This is a genomic window from Streptomyces sp. NPDC005925, assembly GCF_040638805.1.
Lineage (GTDB): Bacteria > Actinomycetota > Actinomycetes > Streptomycetales > Streptomycetaceae > Streptomyces.
Genome location: NZ_JBEXVL010000016.1, coordinates 77,867 through 94,251, shown reverse-complemented (window position 1 = coordinate 94,251; position 16,385 = coordinate 77,867). Strand labels below are relative to the sequence as shown.

The 16,385-nt window shown below is 72.1% G+C and carries 11 protein-coding genes; all 11 read right to left on the bottom strand.

The window, feature by feature from the left end:
* Window positions 1–68: 68 nt before the first annotated feature.
* From ABZ354_RS19615 to ABZ354_RS19565, 11 genes are read right to left on the bottom strand one after another with little or no spacing between them, the layout of a single operon-like run.
* Entirely contained in the window at window positions 69–3,233 is a 3,165-nt protein-coding gene (locus ABZ354_RS19615; protein WP_358658336.1) for a putative baseplate assembly protein, read from the bottom strand.
* Window positions 3,230–3,622: a GPW/gp25 family protein gene (locus ABZ354_RS19610; protein WP_358658334.1), complete on the bottom strand. Its 393-nt coding sequence runs from the start codon at window positions 3,620–3,622 to the stop codon at window positions 3,230–3,232. The genes ABZ354_RS19615 and ABZ354_RS19610 overlap by 4 nt, the downstream gene beginning before the upstream one ends.
* A complete protein-coding gene (locus tag ABZ354_RS19605) occupies window positions 3,619–3,957 on the bottom strand; it encodes a hypothetical protein (RefSeq protein ID WP_358658332.1) in 339 nt (112 codons plus the stop codon). The genes ABZ354_RS19610 and ABZ354_RS19605 overlap by 4 nt, the downstream gene beginning before the upstream one ends.
* Window positions 3,958–3,990: 33 nt before the next feature.
* Window positions 3,991–4,527: a phage baseplate assembly protein V gene (locus ABZ354_RS19600; protein ID WP_358658330.1), complete on the bottom strand. Its 537-nt coding sequence runs from the start codon at window positions 4,525–4,527 to the stop codon at window positions 3,991–3,993.
* Window positions 4,528–4,560: 33 nt separating this feature from the next.
* Complete coding sequence (locus ABZ354_RS19595) at window positions 4,561–5,700, bottom strand: hypothetical protein (RefSeq protein ID WP_358658328.1); 1,140 nt, start codon at window positions 5,698–5,700, stop codon at window positions 4,561–4,563.
* Window positions 5,693–6,058 (bottom strand): hypothetical protein, encoded by a 366-nt coding sequence (locus ABZ354_RS19590; RefSeq protein WP_358658326.1) that lies wholly within the window; start codon window positions 6,056–6,058, stop codon window positions 5,693–5,695. The genes ABZ354_RS19595 and ABZ354_RS19590 overlap by 8 nt, the downstream gene beginning before the upstream one ends.
* Before the next feature lie 10 nt (window positions 6,059–6,068).
* Window positions 6,069–6,758, bottom strand: coding sequence for a hypothetical protein (locus tag ABZ354_RS19585; protein WP_358658324.1), 690 nt, complete (start codon window positions 6,756–6,758; stop codon window positions 6,069–6,071).
* A 35-nt stretch (window positions 6,759–6,793) separates the two neighbouring features.
* The gene (locus ABZ354_RS19580) at window positions 6,794–7,342 is read right to left on the bottom strand and encodes an SUKH-4 family immunity protein (RefSeq protein WP_358658322.1); all 549 of its coding nucleotides are present in this window, start codon (window positions 7,340–7,342) and stop codon (window positions 6,794–6,796) included.
* Window positions 7,339–14,025, bottom strand: a complete 6,687-nt coding sequence (locus ABZ354_RS19575; protein ID WP_358658320.1) for a DUF4157 domain-containing protein — start codon at window positions 14,023–14,025, stop codon at window positions 7,339–7,341. The genes ABZ354_RS19580 and ABZ354_RS19575 overlap by 4 nt, the downstream gene beginning before the upstream one ends.
* Window positions 14,022–14,342: a hypothetical protein gene (locus tag ABZ354_RS19570; protein ID WP_358658318.1), complete on the bottom strand. Its 321-nt coding sequence runs from the start codon at window positions 14,340–14,342 to the stop codon at window positions 14,022–14,024. The genes ABZ354_RS19575 and ABZ354_RS19570 overlap by 4 nt, the downstream gene beginning before the upstream one ends.
* Complete coding sequence (locus ABZ354_RS19565; RefSeq protein WP_358658317.1) at window positions 14,339–16,363, bottom strand: ATP-binding protein; 2,025 nt, start codon at window positions 16,361–16,363, stop codon at window positions 14,339–14,341. Before ABZ354_RS19565 ends, ABZ354_RS19570 begins: the two co-directional genes overlap by 4 nt.
* Window positions 16,364–16,385 lie beyond the last annotated feature (22 nt).

Below are 16,385 nucleotides of genomic sequence, written 5' to 3'. Positions count from 1 at the left end.
CGGCCGGTGCGCTCGTCCGGCTCCGGTCGTGGGGCGGCTGCCGGTGCTCGGCGCGTGCCTCCCCGCGGTCATCGCGTGCCTCCCAGGGACATCGCCAGCCGCCCGTTCTCCGGCCGGTCCGGGTCGTTGTCGCAGGTGGCGATCTCCAGCGGGCCGAGCCTCAGCACGCCGTCATCCAGTTCTCCCTCGTCCTCCTCGAACAGCCGCCGCAGCCGGGTGACCTCCACGCCCGCCACACCGGGTACGGCCGCGGCGGTGGCGACCAGGCGGCTGAGCCGCACGGGTTCGCCGAAGGTCAGCGCGTCGGGGTGAAAGAAGCCGAGCCGCCCGCCCGGCAGCCGGCCGTTGCCGAGGACCCGGTACAGCTCGGCGAGGATCTGCCCGTGCTGGTGGCCGGGCTCGGCGCACACGGTCAGCTGGATGTCGAGCGGCACCTGCCGGGCGGGCCCGACGACGAGGTCGTGTCCGATGCGCCGGTACGTCTCCAGGGCCTGCGTCACCGACGTCAGCAGTTCCGGCGGCGGGGCGCCGCCCCCGTACGCGTCGATCGCGATGTGCGCCTCCTGGAGGCTGCCGGTCCAGCGGAGGGTGGCGGCGGCGCGCTGCACGCCGGGCAGCGCGGAGGCGAGAGCCGCGTAGTCCTCGGCGGTGACCGCGCGCAGCCGGGTGCGGCGCAGGTCGAGCGGGGCGGCCTGACGCACCTGCTCGATCGGTTCGGGCTCGGTGCCGCCGGTGGCGGGCAGCGGATTGCGTACGGCGGCGACCGTCGCGTCGACGTTGCCGCGCGCCACGCCGTCACCGCCGGCTTCGCCGCCGACGACGAGGTGGTTGATGGCCTCGGCGCCGACGTTGCCCGCGGTGCCGCCGCCGAGGCGGTAGTGCACGGTCAGCCGGGCGCCGGGTGCGGGACGGGCCCCGTGGCGGCCGTCGCCGAAGCGCAGGGCGAGCCGCCCGTCGTCCTCCGGTTCCCCGACGACGTGCCGGTCGCGTGGGCCGCTGTCGAGCAGGTCGCGGCGCGGTTCCCACCTTTCGTCCCTGTCGCCGTCGTGGAGACGGACGGCGGGCAGGGCGCGGCGCGGGTCCTGGGCGAGGGCGGCCGTGGCGGGGCCGCGCAGCACCGCTTCCCCCGGGTGCAGTCCGGCGGCGTAGGACGGGCCCCAGCTGTGGGCGATCTCCCAGGCGAGGGAGGCGTCGAGGACGGTGCCCGCGCGGGCGCGCGCGGCGAGGATGTCGACGCGGCGCAGCTTGGCGTCGAGCAGCCGGTCGCTGCGGTGCAGGAGTTCGCGCAGGGCGCGGGCCGGGTGGCGGCGCGGTTCGAGGCGTTCGAGGACGTGCGGGCCGTAGATCACGGCGAGTTCGGCGATCTCCGCCTCCGCGAGGCCGTCCCGGTCGCGGGCGCTGCGCCACAGCTCCACGAGACGCTGCCGCACCCGGCCCGGGATGGCCGCGATCCGCTCGGCCTGCCCCCGCGCGACGACGGCCGGCTCGGGGAACGGCACGGCCTGCGTGACCGGCGCCCGGCCGAGGACGGGCCGGAAGCGGGGCCGGACGCCCGGGTACACGGACTGGGCGAGGAGTGTGCGCAGGGCGGCGGTCTGGGCGTACGCGGTGCCGGGCACGACGCGTTCGTGGCGCTGCCCGGCGCGTTCCAGGCCGAGTCCGGCGCGGGTGACGGCGGCCTCGCCGACGGCATCGAACAGTTCGCGGACGTCGTCGGGTTCGAGGACCCGGCCGTTCTCGGTCCGGTCGGTGAGCGCGTCGATGAGCCGGGCGGGCGCGTTGCCGCCGTCCTGCCCGGTGCAGCCGCAGCCGGGTGGACCGCACGCGGCGACGACGGCCGGACCGGGCGGCACGGTGAACGTCTCGGGCAGTCCGGTGAGGGTGCGTCCGTGGTCGACCAGGACGGTGTTGCCGCGGACGAGCGTGACGTCCTCGACGGGCAGGCAGTCGCGTCCGGCGCGGGTGGTGAGGCAGAACGGGAAACGCAGCGCGTCCCCGGCGGCCCAGGTGACCTCCAGGACGGGCTGGTCCTCGACGTGGTCCACGCCGGGCGTGACGGAGGTGAGCCGGACGGCCTGCCGGTGGGCGGGGTCGGCGTCACCGGGCGTACCGGTGCGTGCCCCTTTGACCTCCTCGAACACGACGACGTCACCCGGCCGCAGCGCGAGGCGGCGCTCCCGGCAGGTGTCCCGGTCCGCCCACTCGTCGCGCAGGGTCGCCGAGGTGGCGCCCGCGGGCAGGGCGCACACCTCGCCGCCCCACGTCCACGGCCGGATCGCGTTGTGCGCGACGCGCAGTTCCAGCGGGTCGGTCGCGACGACGGGCTCGAAGACCTCCACGGAACCGCGCTCGTCCAGATCACCGAGGTCGTTCTCGTCGATGACCGTGCCCGGTTCGGGACGGTCGTGCGGGTCGAGGCCGCGGACGTCGACGGAGGCGAAGCGGAAGGTGCCCGGCGCGAGTGTCTGGTCGCCCGCGGTGCGGACGGTGACGTAGGCGCGGGCGTTGCATCCGTCGTGCATCGCGTAGTCGATGAGCCGGACGTGCCGGCGCACCGAGACGCGGCGGCGCGCGGTGTCGAGGTAGGCCTCGGTGGCGACGGCGTCCTGCTGGTGGCTGATCTGGTCGCCGGTGTACGCGAGCAGTTCTACGAGGGTGACGCCCAGGTCGGCGGGGTTGCGCTCGACCCGGTCGGGCGTGGTGAGCGCGAGCCGGTCCAGGAGCAGTGTGCGGAGGGTGTCGTAGTCGCGGGCCGTGTAGTCGATGACGGGCGCGGCCGGGAGGAGCGTGCCCGGGTCGTGGCCGCCCCGGCCGTCGTGGCCGTCCGTGCAGTCGAAGGGGGTGGGGCAGCCGGGCCGGAAGGCGAACGTCGCGGTGTGGTAGCGCTGGTCGAAGCCCCGGTAGGGCTCGGTGCCCGGCCGCCCGTACGGGTCGGTCTCCACCAGGGACAGCCGGTAGCGGGAGGTGTCGCCGGGCTTGTCGACGGTGACGTACAGCAGGTCGTCGAGTTCGGGGTCCTCCTCCCGTTCGACGCCGATGCCGACGGCGGTGATGCCGGTGATGCGCCGGCCGCCGTCGATGCGGACGTTCGCCGGGCCGAGTCCCCGGGGTGCCTTGCCGAGGAACGTGACGGTGAGCAGCAGCCCGTCGTCGCTCACCTCGACGGTGTCGATGCCGTTGAGCCGCGCCGCCCGGGCCCTGGCCCGGCGGGACGTGGTGCTGCCGGTGCTCACGCGGCCCTCCCTTCGAAGACGTCGTCGCGGCGGGTGCCGGTGGCGCGGACGACGTAGGACAGGTGCACGCGCACGACGTGGTCGTCGCTGTCGACGTCGAGGGCTTCCACGTCGATGAGGTCGCCGAGCCAGCGCTGCAGGGCGGCCTGCACGGACAGTTCCAGGGTGTTGATCAGCTCCGGGCTGTCGGGCGCGAACACCAGGTCCAGCAGCCCGCAGCCGAAGTCGGGGCGCATCACGCGTTCGCCGGGGCTGGTGAACAGCAGTTGCTCGACGAGGTCGTGGACGTGCTCGCCGTGCCGGGCGTGCGCGGTGCGTCCGCGGCGGTCGGCGCGGAACGGGAAGGCGATGTCGGAACGGGGCCGGGTGTCCCGGCTGGTGGGGCTCATCGGACGGTGACCTTTCGCTGCGCGCTCTGGACGACGGGCGGCCCCTGCGGGACGAAGGCCGCGGTGAGGCACTGGGCGGCGGACGTGTCGAGCAGTACGGGCCGGCCGTCGACGGTGACGCCGGACTCCTCGGCGACGGCCCAGCGGACCGTGACGCACGGCGACGGCACGCCCCTCACGGTGTGCGGGCAGCCGGTGACGACGTACGGGTGGGCGGCCGTCGCGACGGCGGCCCCCGCGACGCGCACTCCCCCGGCGGGTGGTCCGGCGGCGGCGACACGGCCGCCGTGCGGGCAGCCGATCACGGCGTCGGAGGCGAGCAGACTCCCGGACATGATGTTTCCTCCCCCGTACCTCTTCGTACGTCTTCAGCGCTTCGAGAGCACGGTCAGCTGGCCCTCGTTGATGGTCACTTCACGGCCGCGCAGGACGATCTCGGCGCCCGCGCCGGTGGAGATGACGACGGCCTCCCGGGTGATGCGGATGGAGGCGCCGCCCTGGGCCTGCAGCAGAATCCCCTGGTCGGGGCCGGGCGTGTCGTTCATGACGATCTTGTGGTCGCCGGGTGTCTGCACGACGACGGGTTTGCTCGGCGAGCCGGCCCGCAGTGCGCGGCGGGCGTCGGGCGGCAGTTCCTCGGCGGCGCCGTACCAGCAGCCGGTCCACACGGGGAAGCTGGGATCTCCTTGCTCGAACTCCACCCACACACCGGCGCCGGGCGCGGGCACCACGAACTGCCCGGACTCCGGCCCGGTGAACGGCAGGCAGGGCAGCGCCCAGGTGGACGGCTCGTCGCCGAGGACGTCCGGGACCTCCACGGTGATCCGGCCGATCCGCAGCGGATCGTCGTTGCTGACGACCCGGCCGCGGAACTTGCCGAGATGGCGATTGCTGGGGGCTGCCATGCTGACTGCTCCTGGTGGTCGGTGACTCGGGCCTCACGGCCGTACGTAGTCGCTGCGGGCTTCGAGTCCCTCGCGGGAGAGGGTGAAGTTCTGCTGGAAGGAGCCCGGCCGCAGGTTGTGCGTCACGGACTTCACGTAGTAGTCGCCGTCGTACGCCCGCCCCGCGCCGCGTACGCCGACGAGTTGGCGGGGCTGGAGGATGTAGCCGTGTCGGTTGACGTCGAGGGAACCCGAACCGGAGACGACGTCGGCGGACACGGCGGCGCGGGCCAGCAGTTCGGCCTCGGCCTGTGCGCGCTGGTGCTTGGCGGTGCCGGACAGCGTGCGCCGCTTGAGTGCCGGGGTGGGACGCTTGCCGAGGGGCGGGCGCAGCGGGCTGATGGAGGGCTGCGGGAGGAGGGCGGACTGCCGGGTCCCGGGGTCCTGCCAGCGGGCCTGCGGTTCCTCACGGGCGGTGCCGTCGTAGGCGAACGTCAGCTGGTCGACGGTCGAGTTGGCGTCCATGTTGACGCTGAGGGCGTGCTGGCGGACACCGAGGCGCAACTCGGGACCCCACCGGGCGGAGGAGTGGCCGGGGACGGGTCCCGGCTCCAGACAGAAGGTGTAGCCGTTGGCGCGGGCGAGATCGGTGACGTATTGGAGGTCGGTCCCGGTCTGGTAGTGCACGCGGAGATCCTGGTGGGGCGGCTGTGCGATCTGCTCGCGGTACACGTCGGGCCGGATGCCGTAGTCGGAGTAGCGGCGCAGGATGGCGAGGACGCGCTCGGAGGGCGGGAGATTCGGATACCGGGCGGTGCGTTCCTCGAGGTCCATGAGGAGGGTGAGGTCCTCGCCCGTGACGGTGAGGGTGGAGTGGCCGGGCTGGTTGCTGGCGCCGACCTCGTGCCGTACGACGAGCCCGTCGAAGAGCACGGCGGGGGTGCCCTTGACGCTGGTGGTGACGATCAGGCGCGTCTTCGGGTCGAAGAACCCCTCGGGGAGGAGCCTGCGGCTGATGATCCCGTTCTTGGTGAGGTCGAAGGCGAGCTGGAAGCCACTGCGCTCCCCGGCGGTGGCGGTGATCTGGGCGGACAGCAGGGCCTCGGTGACCTCGGCGGGTACCGGGCGGGCGAGCTTGGGGCCCATGAGGAGGGTGATGTGGACGGGGCCCTGCGCCACGGGCAGGTCAAACACGGCGGTCTCCCCGCGGGAAGCCGCCCGGGGTGGGAATGCCGATGACCCGTCCGGCCTCGTCGGTCAGCTCCGCCGGGTCGAGCACCGGGTTGGCGTCGGCGATCCGCCACCACTGACCGGGGTCGCCGAAGCAGTGCTGCGCAAGGAGGTCGGGGCGGTCGCCGGCGGCGACGGTGTGTCCCTGTGTCTGCTGCTCGTCGAGGGGCGGCAGCAGGCGTCGCTTGGTGTAGCGGACCTCGGTGCCGTCGGGCAGCCGGTGGACGCCGATCTCGGCATCGTGATAGCGGCTGGTGCGGGGGTAGGGATGAGCGCCGGGGATCGCGTCGAGGGCGCTCTCGTACGGTTCGATGTCGGCCATGACGATGCGGTCAGCCCCTTCCCGTTCCGCCGAGGGTTCCGGACAGCCCGAGGGAACCCAGGCCGCCGCCGACGCGGGCGGCCCCGGCGAGCCGTTCCTTCTGCGCGAGGTGCGCCATGTACAGGTCGGCGCCGCGGTGCCCTGCGGGCAGGTCGCTGACGGTGAGGATCCTCATGCCGATGCTGAGGGAAGCGCGGATGGGGTTGAGCCGGACGTCGAAGGCGGACTCGTTGACGGACAACTCGGTCAGCCGCACGGGCATGACCCTCTTGCTCCCCCACGTGAACAGCGTCAGCGGCATCTCGATCGGGCTGATCTCGATGGCGCCCTGCTTCGACAGCCGCATGGACTCCCGGAGTTGCGCGGTGGTGGGTTGCACCAGCATTTCGAGCGTGGCGAGCTGGGGGTGGATGCCCTCGGGCGCGGCGACCTCCAGTTGGTCGGTCGCGTCGATCTCGGCGGTGAACTTCCAGGTCTCCTGGGCCGGGCCCTTGAGGCGGAGGGCCTCGTTGCGGTCGCCGCTGCCGGTGCCGCCGCCGCCGGCGTCACCACTGTCGCCGGCGGACTGGGGGCTCACGCTGCGTTCGAGGGTGTCCGGGTTGAACTGCAGGACGATGATCCGCTGGGGGGTGCCGGTGTCGGGGTCGACCACGACCATTCCGGAGCGGATGGGTTTGGGGATGTCGGGGTAGCGGGTCATGCCGTCTCCTGCCAGTTCGATGGGTGAGTGCTCGGCTACAACCCCGTACCGCCTCCGCCGAGTTGACGAAGAGCCATGGCCCACCAGTTGTCGGGTACCTCGAAAGAGAAGGGGTCGAGCTGTGTCAGGGTGTTCCGGAGCTGATCAAGCGATTCCTCTTCGGCCGCGGGATCGGCGGATACCCGCCTGGTGTGCGATTCGATGCGATAGAGGAATTCGATGAACTCGGGGAGGTTGTTGTTCACCACCTCACCGCGGGGTTTTGTTCCGCCGAGTTGCACCAGCATGACGAAGCTCTCGTAGGCGGAGAGCGAAAACCGCATTCCCGAGTCACCCGGAGGGCCTCCGACAATAACCTCGCGGTGCTTCTTTCCGTCGCGAGTCGCCACGTCGATGACCCGTAGAAACTCAGGCCCGCCCTCGACCTCGGTCGTGAAGAACGGAGAACTGCGGCGGGGAACGCCGACGGTTGTCAGCACCTCCGCATCCCGGGGTCGTAGGTCGAGGCGCTCAGCCTCTTGCACGGAGAGTGTGACCACGTTCTCCACACCGTACAGTTCCACCATCTCCTGATGTGTGATCATTTCTTTTTCTTCTTCTTGCTCGGGGGTTTTTGGGCGGGATTCCAGTCCACGTCGATGTTGACAACAGTGCCCGCAGGCACCATTTCCTTGCCTACTTTGAGCTGCTGGACGACGTCGGTACCCATGTCCAGGTTGGTTTGCGAGTCCAGCAGGTAGAAGTTCTTGTAGCTGTCCAGGCCGCCCAGTTGCAGGTCGTGCACATGGTCTGCCTGCATGTTGGCCATGCGCTTGGAGATACCTGCCTTGAGCTTCGGGTCGGCAGCGCTGAACCTGGCCCGTTTCTCGACCAGTTTCTTGAAGTTCACGGTCATGTTGGTGAGCCGACGTGCATCCTCTTTCCTTTGCGGGCTCTCCGACTCCAGGCTGCGAGCCTCCTCTTCCTTGCCCTCTCTCCTGAGTTTGTTGATCTCGACCAGCACCATGTACTCGAAGAAGCTCGGTGACGCCTCCTTGCGGAATGCGGCTCCGGCTCGGCTGCCCCGCTTGAGGGCGAGAGCCTTGCGAGTGAAACCTACCAAGTCGTAATGACGGTACCGGTGGATCGTGACCCCTCGCGTTCCGATCTCCGGATCAGCGATCTCACCGGGTTGCCCCCTTCGTCGGCGGTCCTTGACCAGATTCGTCGCCTCGTCTTCGAGGAGATACTGGAACTTTGCTTCGTACTCCTTGTCCAAGGCCCCTTCGGCGTCGGTCGGTTCCGGGGTCTCTGCCGTGTAATGCGGCTTGTCATGATTCTGGACGTCCCTCTCCGCTGCCCTGATCTTCTGCAGCGGCTCGTCGTCCAGGTTGGCCAGCTCCGCCGTGTCGAGTTCCTCCAGCAGTCGCTCCATCTTCAGGACGAAATCATCCACACTCTCGCCTTCGTGGAACAGCAGCCAGTCATCGAATTGCTGGATTCCCAGTGCGGCTTCGAGGCGTTCCTGCCGCCCGGGGTCGCCGCGGAAGTTCAGGCGCAGCATGGCACGCATGGCTCGTGCGGCTTCGGCTGACGGATTGAGCGTTGCCATCACGGAAACCGGGTTTCCGTCCCTGGCTTCGAGGGCGGTCAACCGGTACCAGGCCCTGTAGCCCCGCAGTGCCGCCCGGAGGACGAGTGGTTCGACCCCTTTATCCGTCATGTGGTTGATGCGCGGCTGGAGACGCGCCACGATCTTGCGCAGGCGCTCGTCCTTCGACTCCTTGGAGTCCTCGTCCTTCTCGCGCTGGTCCTTCTTGTTCTTCTTCTTCTCCGGGTCCTTGTCCTTCGGCCTCCGGCTCCCGTGCCGGCCGCGCTTCGGCTTTCCCGGGCCCTTGCCCTCGTGCGTGGGCTTCCGCCGCTCGCCGGCCGGGTCCTTCTTCGGCTTGCCGGTCCTGTCGCCGTCCTTGTCCTTGGTCCTGTCCCCGCCCCGGTCCTTGTCCGCGTCGGGCTTGCGCCTGCCGGGAGCGTCCTTGCCCGCGGACTCCGGCTTGTTCGGGTCCCGGTCCTTCGGCCCGTCAGGTGACCTGCCGTCGGCATCCCCGGGCGTGCCCGTGGTGTCCTGGTCGTCCTTCGGCCTGTCCGCGCTCCTGCCGTCGGTGCCCTTCGGCTTCGTGGACGGTCCGGGCTTCGGCCTGGCCGGCGGGTCCGCCTTCGGCTTCGGCCCGGGTGCCGGGGTCGGGCTGGTGTCCGGCGTCTCGTCCCCGTCCTTCGGCCCGCCGTTCTTGTCCTTGCTCGGCGCGGGCGGGGGCTTCCTGCCCGTGTCGGGAGTCGGCTTCTCGGTGCCGGCGTCCGGCGTCCTGGGCCTGCCGGGGGTGCCGTCCTTGCCCTGGCCCGGCTTCGAAGGGGTGGCCGGTGCAGGCTTCTTGGCGGGGCCCTCCTGGGGCGGCGTCCTGTCGCCGCGCCTGTCGTCCGAGCCGTCGGCGCCCTTGCCGCCGGCCGGCTTGTCGCCCTTGCCCCTGCCGCCCAGCTTCGCGGCGATGTCCTTGAAGCGGCGGCCGATCTTCGCCACGTACGTGCCGATGCCGCTCAGCAGTGCCTCGTAGGCGAGTTCCAGCAGGGCCACGATGCCCGCCGCGACCGCCTTAGCGAAGAGGATGCCCGCCCCGCCGCCGCGGACGGCCTTCAGCCAGTCGAGGACCGCGCCCATCGCGCGCAGGATCTGCCCGAGCGCGCCGATGGCCGTACGGATCGCGTCGATGACGGCCATCACCCAGCCGGCACCCGGGATCAGCTTGGCGATCACTTTGGTGATGACGATCTCGCCGATGATGAGGGGGAGTTGCGGAACGATCGCGTCCCATGTCTCCTTCACGATCCGCTCCAGGGTGATGCCACCCTTGATCAGCTTGTCCAGGACGGCCCGCGGGACGCCGATGATCTCCTCGATCTTGGACTGGAACCACTCCTTGACGGCCGCTTTCACCTCCCTGAACAGGTGGTTCTTCGCGCCGTCCACCGCGGAGTTCTTGGCGCCGCTCAGCCAGCCGCCCGGGTCGGACAGGAAGTCGACCGCGACGAGCATGAACTCTCCGAGCGCGCTCAGCATCCTCGACGCGAACTGGAGGACCGCCTTCACCGCGGCCACGATCGCCTTGACCGCCGCCAGCAGCGCCTTCTTCAGCGCGTCGAGGACGCTGCTCAGCAGCTTGCCGATGGCGTCGAGCAGGTCGGTGACGATCTGCTTCAGCGCCTGGGCGAGGCGGTTGACGAGGGCGATCGCCGCCGCGATCAGGTCGGTGACGAACTTGCGGATGCGGGCCGCCAGTTCGATGACCGCCCGGACCATCGCCACCGCGAACTCGATCAACGCGTCGATGAGGCTCCTGACCGCGTCGACGATGTTCTTGCGGGCCTCGTTGATCCAGCGCTCGACCGTCTGCTTGAAGGTCTTGATGAAGCCGACGACCGCGTCGCGCGCCGTCCGGATGACCCGGACGATCGCGTTCTTGATCTCGATGACCTTCTGCTTGATCCATTCGAACGCCTTGGTGACCCAGTTGCCGGAGTCCTGGGCGGCGCCGTCGCGCTGCTTCTCCGCGTCGCGCTCCGCCTTGTCGCTCTCGTCCTGGATCTTCCTGTCGCTTCCCTCCTTCTCCTTGCCGACGTTGTCGTCGGTCTCCTTCTCCTTCTTCATGACGTCCTTGCGGACCTTCTCGTGCCGCTCGGTCTTCCTGTCGCCGAGGCTCTTGAGCTCCTCGTCCTGCTCCTTGCGCCAGCCCTCGCGCTGGGCGGTGACCTCGCCCATCGTCTTCTCGCGCTCACCGGCCTGCGTCCCGGTGTTCGCCGCGATCTCCGCGTCGACCTGCCGCTTGTGCGTCGCCTGCGAGCCGCGGAAGTCCCGGTCCCTGGTCTGCCGGCCCTCCGACATAGTCTTCCGGCCGTCGCCGAACGCGGCCCGGAACTGCGCCCCCTGCTCGTGCTCCGCCACCTCGGAGGCGGCCTCCGCCGGTACGGCGCCGGTGGCTCCGCCGCCCTCCACCGCGACGCCCTCGCCGCCCTTCGCCCCCGGCACCCGGGCGCGCAGCTCCTCCTTCGGCGCGTGGGGGTAGACCTGGTCCTCACCCATGCCGCGCCCCGAGTCGTCACGCGCCGTCGCGACGGTCTCCTGGCCCTTGGCGTCGACGTGGCCGTCCTGCTCGCCGGCCGACTGGTCCGCCGCGCCCTGCATCCGCACGCCCGGCGCATTGCCCGCCTGCGCCTGCCTGAGCGCCTCGTCCTTCGTGGGCAGCCCGGCGAACTTGGCGGCCAGTTCCTGCGGGTCCACGACGGGCTCGTCGGCGCCGAAGAGGCTCGCCACCCCGTTGACGATCTTGCCGCCGATGAAGCCCAGGGCCATCTTGAAGGTGTCCCAGCCGCCGGGCTCCTCGGCCTTCTCCGCCTCGATCTGCCCCTCGGGCTCCTTGGCGCCCTCGACCTCGGCCTTCTCCTGGTCGGGAGCCTGTGCCTCCTGCGGCTTGTCCTGCGCGTACTCGGCGGGCGCGTCCGTCTTCGGCCTGCCCTCCAGGGTCCGCGGCGCGCCGGCCGGACGCCGTATCGACGGAGGTGCGGACGCCAGCGCCTTGTGTTCGTCGCCGACCGTGCGGTCCACGGCTCCGCCGACTCCGCCCATGGCCTGAAGTGCCTTGTGCGGCTTGAGTTTGGAGGCCGTCGCCAGACCGGCTTCCGGGGAGACTCCGGAGAGGTTCGGGGTCGAGGCCGCGTCCTTCTTGCCCTTGCGGTGGGCCGGGGCGGCCGCGCCGCCACCGCCAGTGCCCCCACCGGCGCCGCCAGGTGCTTTCGGCGCCGGCGCGCTCTCCCGCTCGGTCTTCGGCTCCGGGGCTGCCTTCGCCGACGCCGGTTCCGACTGCGCAGCGGTTGCGGGTGTCGATGCGTGCCGCGCGGGCGCCGCCCTGTCCGTACGAGCAGGTGCTTCCGTACGGTTCTCCTGCGCCGACGCCCCACCGGCCGACTCGGCTCCCGGGGTGTCGGACGCCCCGAAAGTCCCGGACGGCTCAGGCGTGTTCGTCGTACCGGAACCTGCCGTCCCGCCGGACGCCCCCGGTGCCGTGGTGCCGCCCCCGGCCTCGGAAGTCTTCTGTGTGACCGTCCCGGCCGAGCCGCCCCCGGTGTCGCCGGCCGTCTCCCTCGCCCCAGGGTCGCCCTGCGCGGACTGGCCGCCCTTCGCCTGCGGGGACGCCTTCTCCGGCGCGGTCCCGCCCTTGTCCCCCGCCGCGGCCGTGCCCTTCTCCTCCTTGGCGGCCGTTTCCCCAACCTCGCCGCCGCCCTCGGACTGCCCCTCCTGCCTGACCGGTGCGTTCTGCACGGTGGTCTGCGCGATGACGGGACCCGCCTTGGGGTCGTCGCCGCTCTTGGGGTCCCGAGTGCCCGGCGCGGGCGGCGCGGCGGCGGCCTGTTCCAGCGCGAGGCCGCCCGGCCCGCCGTCGGGGCTGCCCTCGGTTTCCCGGGCCGAAGGCCCCGACTCGCTACCCGACCCGGCGGACTCCTCCTCGGGCTCCGCCATCGCCTCGTCCTCGGCGTCCTCCGCGTCCCGTTCGGCCTGCACCTGCTCGGCCCGGGTGGGCGGCGGCGCGGGGAAGGACGAAATCGACGGCGTACCCGACGAGGACGGGTCGAGCTGGTCCGCCGTCGGCACGCCGGACACGTCGAGGTCCTGCTGCGGAAGAAAGTCCTCCGGCCGGAGCTTGACGTCCCAGGCGCTGGGCTCCTCTCCCCCGACCTCGACCTCCGACTCGCTGCCGGAGCCGAATGGGTCCTCCTCGTCCTTCTCTGCCGGGCCCCCCAGATCCTGGCTGCGTACGCCGTCGAGTCTGCTGCGCGCCCCCGGCAGTGGGGTGTCCTTGCCGGACGGGTCGGGCAGACCGGCGGGCTTCTGCTGCCCCGCCTTGTCTCGCTGCTTCAGCTGCTCTCCGGCAACGGCCGCCTCGGCCGCACCCGGGCGGTTCTCGGCGGCGGACTCCTCTTCACCGGCGACGGGCGCCTCCTGCTGCTGGGTCTCCTCCTTGTCACCACCGCCGCCCTCGCCTCCCGCACTGCCCGCCTCCACGCCGGACGACTGCTGCTCGCCGCCCTGCCGTCCTCCGCCCTCCTTCTCGGCCCCGGAGGCTGAGGCGGAGGACGACGACTGCTCCTGCCGGGACTGCGCACCGGAGGCCGGTCCCTGCCTCGCGGCCCCGGTGCCCCGCTGCTGCGGCGTGTGCCGCGGCGCGCCCCCGCCCTGCGGGGTGGTCCCGTGTCCCGGCACACCGCCGTTCTCCGGCGTGCTGCCGGCCGCTTCCCCCTCATCGGTCTGCTGCTTCTCCGGGCCCGGCGCCTGCTCCGGCCGCCGCTGCTCCGCCTCGCGTTCCTCGGCGGTACGCAGCGCGTTCTCCCGCTCGGTCCGCACCTCCTCGGCCGCATCCGGCTCGATCCGAGGCGCGTCGTGCGTGTCCCGTTCCACGCCGTCGTCGGCGAAGTCCTCGTACGCCTCGATCTCGTCGACGAGGTCCAGCACCCGGTCGTGCTCCGGGCCGAGCAGTCTGGTCTCCAGGCGGCCGAGCACTCCGTCGAGCAACGCCTCGGGCATCCGGGACAGCTGCTTGCGGACCCGCTGGGACAGGTCTTCCGGGTCGCCGCGCAGGGAGCGTACGAGGGAGTTCGCGAGCCGGTCGACCAGGGTCGCCGGGTCGACGGCCTCCGCCCGGCGGCGGTCCGCGTCCACGGTCGCGTACCGCAGCCACCCCGGTGTCGCCCGCCCCTCCTCCACCTCGGCAGCGGCCTCCGGTTCCGCGCGCACGAGAGCCTGGGCCGCCGACTCCGCCTCCCGCTCGACCGGCTGCTGCGGCAGGCTCACCGCTCCGAGCTCACGTCCGGCTCGCAGGGCGCCCAGGCCGTGCGGGTTCTGGACGGTGTGCAGGAGTTCGTGGGCGAGGAGGCGGCGGCCCTCGTCCGTGCCCGGCCTGTACGCGCCCTCGCGGAAGAAGACGTCCTGGCCGACGGCGACCGCGTCGGCGCCCAGCAGGTCGGTGAGCTGCCCGGCGTCGCGGTCGGTGTGCAGGCGTACCCGGCTCAGGTCGTGCCCCAGGGTCTCCTCCAGCTCCCGCCGTACGCCCGGGTCGAGGGGCCGGCCCGCGCCGCTGACGATGTCCTTCGGCTCGGGGGCACGGGACTTGGCGGCCCGCTCCCTGCGCTTGCGGCGGCGCTGTTCGGCGGACCGGTCGGCCCGGTTCTGGTCCGTCCGGGAGCTCATCGCGTCACCTCCCCCCGCCCGCTGAGCCCGTCGTGCACCACGCGCGCCAGTTCCTGGCCGAGGCGGCGCGCGGACAGGCCGGCGGGCAGCGGCGGAAGGCCCGACAGGAGGTCCGCGGAAAGCGAGCCGTGCGACGCGAGCGGCACGCCGTGTTCCCGGATCAGGCGGGTCAGTTCCCGCTCGAAGGACGCCGACACGCGCTCCGGGTCCGCGCGGAATCCGGCGAGGGCGAACTCGCCGATCTCCACGCGGATCACGTCCGGTTCCCCGGCCTCCGCCGGCGCCGGCCCCCGTACCGGTTCTCGTTTCCTGTTCACACCCATCCGCGCACCTCCGTGGGCGTCAGCGAACGTTCGAGCTTCAGGTACTCGGTGCGGGCCGCCGCGAGCATGTGGCGCATCTGCAGCGCCTCGCCGTCCTCGGCGGCGAGGAACGCCCCGGACAGGGCGATGTTGCGGATCGAGCCGCCGGCGACGGTGAGCCGGGCCAGCAGCCCGAAGTCGATGTCCTTGACCGGCGTCTGCGCGGGCAGCACGCGGCGCCAGATCTCGGCGCGCTCGTGCTCGGCGGGGAAGGGGAAGTCCACGACGAAGCGGATGCGGCGCAGGAAGGCGGTGTCCAGGGCCTGCTTCATGTTGGTGGTGAGGACGGCGAGCCCCCGGTAGGCCTCCATGCGCATCAGCAGGTAGCTGACCTCGAGGTTGGCGTACCGGTCGTGGCTGTCCTTGACCTCGCTGCGCTTGCCGAACAGGGCGTCGGCCTCGTCGAAGAGCAGCAGCGCCCCGCCGCGTTCGGCGGCGTCGAAGACGCGGCGCAGGTTCTTCTCCGTCTCGCCGATGTACTTGCTGACGACCTGCGAGAGGTCGATGACGAAGAGGTCGAGGCCGAGTTCCCCCGCCATCACCTCGGCGGCCAGCGTCTTCCCGGTGCCGGAACCACCGGCGAACAGGGCCGTGACGCCGAGGCCGCGCCGCAGGGTGGCCGCGAAGCCCCACTCCTGGTGGACCTTCGGCCGCCGCCGCACATGCGCGACGATCTCCCGCAGCACGTTCGTCTGCCGCTCGTGCAGCACCAGGTCCGTCCAGCCCGCCCGCGGTTCGATGCGCCGGCCCAGCTCGTCCATGCCGACCCGCGCCTCGTCCCGCCCGGCCCGCCAGGCGAGACCGGCGGCGTCCTGTTCGTCCCCGCCGGGCAGATCACGGCGTACGGCCGCGGCGGCGGAGCGCACGACGTGCGGCGGCAGCTGGAACTGCGCCACCAGCGACCGCAGTTCCCCCTCGGTGAGTTCGGTGATGCCCTCGAACTCCCCTGCCCACAGGGCGACCTGTTCCTCGTCGTCCAGGCGGGGCACGGTCACCCGGGCCGCGTGCGACCGCTCCGTGCGCGCGGGGTCCTCGCTGGAGACGACCACCGGTACGGCGACTCCCGCCAGGAAGGCCTCGGTCGCCGCCCGCTGGTCCCGGTCCAGCTCGCCCATCTCCACGAGCAGCGCGGCGGGCAGCAGGATCGCCTCGCGCTGCCACAACCGGGCGAGCCGGTCGCGTTCCGCGGCGTCGGTCGGGACGTCCTCGGCGCTCATCGTGTACAGGCCGAGTCCGGTGCGCGCGGCGGCAGCGGCGGCGATGTCGGCCCGGCTGCGCAGGTCGCCGCCGGTCACCTCGACGAGCGGCGCGGCACCATTTCCGCCCACCCAGCCCGCGGCCAGCCGGCTCGCCGCACGGCCGTACGACGGTGGCAGCGTGTCGGTGGCGGGGGTGGGGCGTGCCTGGCCGTGCAGCCGGGCGTCCAGGTAGGGCGAGCCGAGCAGGAAGTGCAGGACGCGTTCGTCGAGACGCAGGCGGGACGTGGTGAGGCGGGTGTCGTCGTCCAGCTCCACGATGCGCCAGCGCCGCAGCGGGGCCACGGGGGTGAGCGCGCTCCAGTGGGCACCGGCGAGCGCGGCCAGGGCGAGCGAGAAGGTGGGGTGGGGTCGTTCGCGGTCGCCGCAGGCGGCGGCGCAACGGGCGGCCGTGGTGGGGTCGAGTTCATGAGCGGCGGTGAGGAGGACGACGTCCCGTTCGAAGGGGGTGAGGCCGAAGCAGGCGACGAACGCGTCGAGCGGTTCCGTGCCGGGGCCGGCGACGGGCACCCCGACCCCGGGTTCTGGGGCCGCAGCGGGTTCCGGGGCCTTCCCGTCGTCGCCGGGCGCTGCGGCGGCGCGTGCCGCGTGGGTGTCGAGGCGTGCCAGGACGCGCCGGATCTCGGCGGTCAGCGTCGCGCCGCCGTCGCGTGCACCGGTCCGCCCGGCCGTGTGCTCTCCGCGCGGCTCCTGCGGTCCCGTCGCTCTCCGCGCTGCCATGTCCTCACCCGCCCCCGTCGGT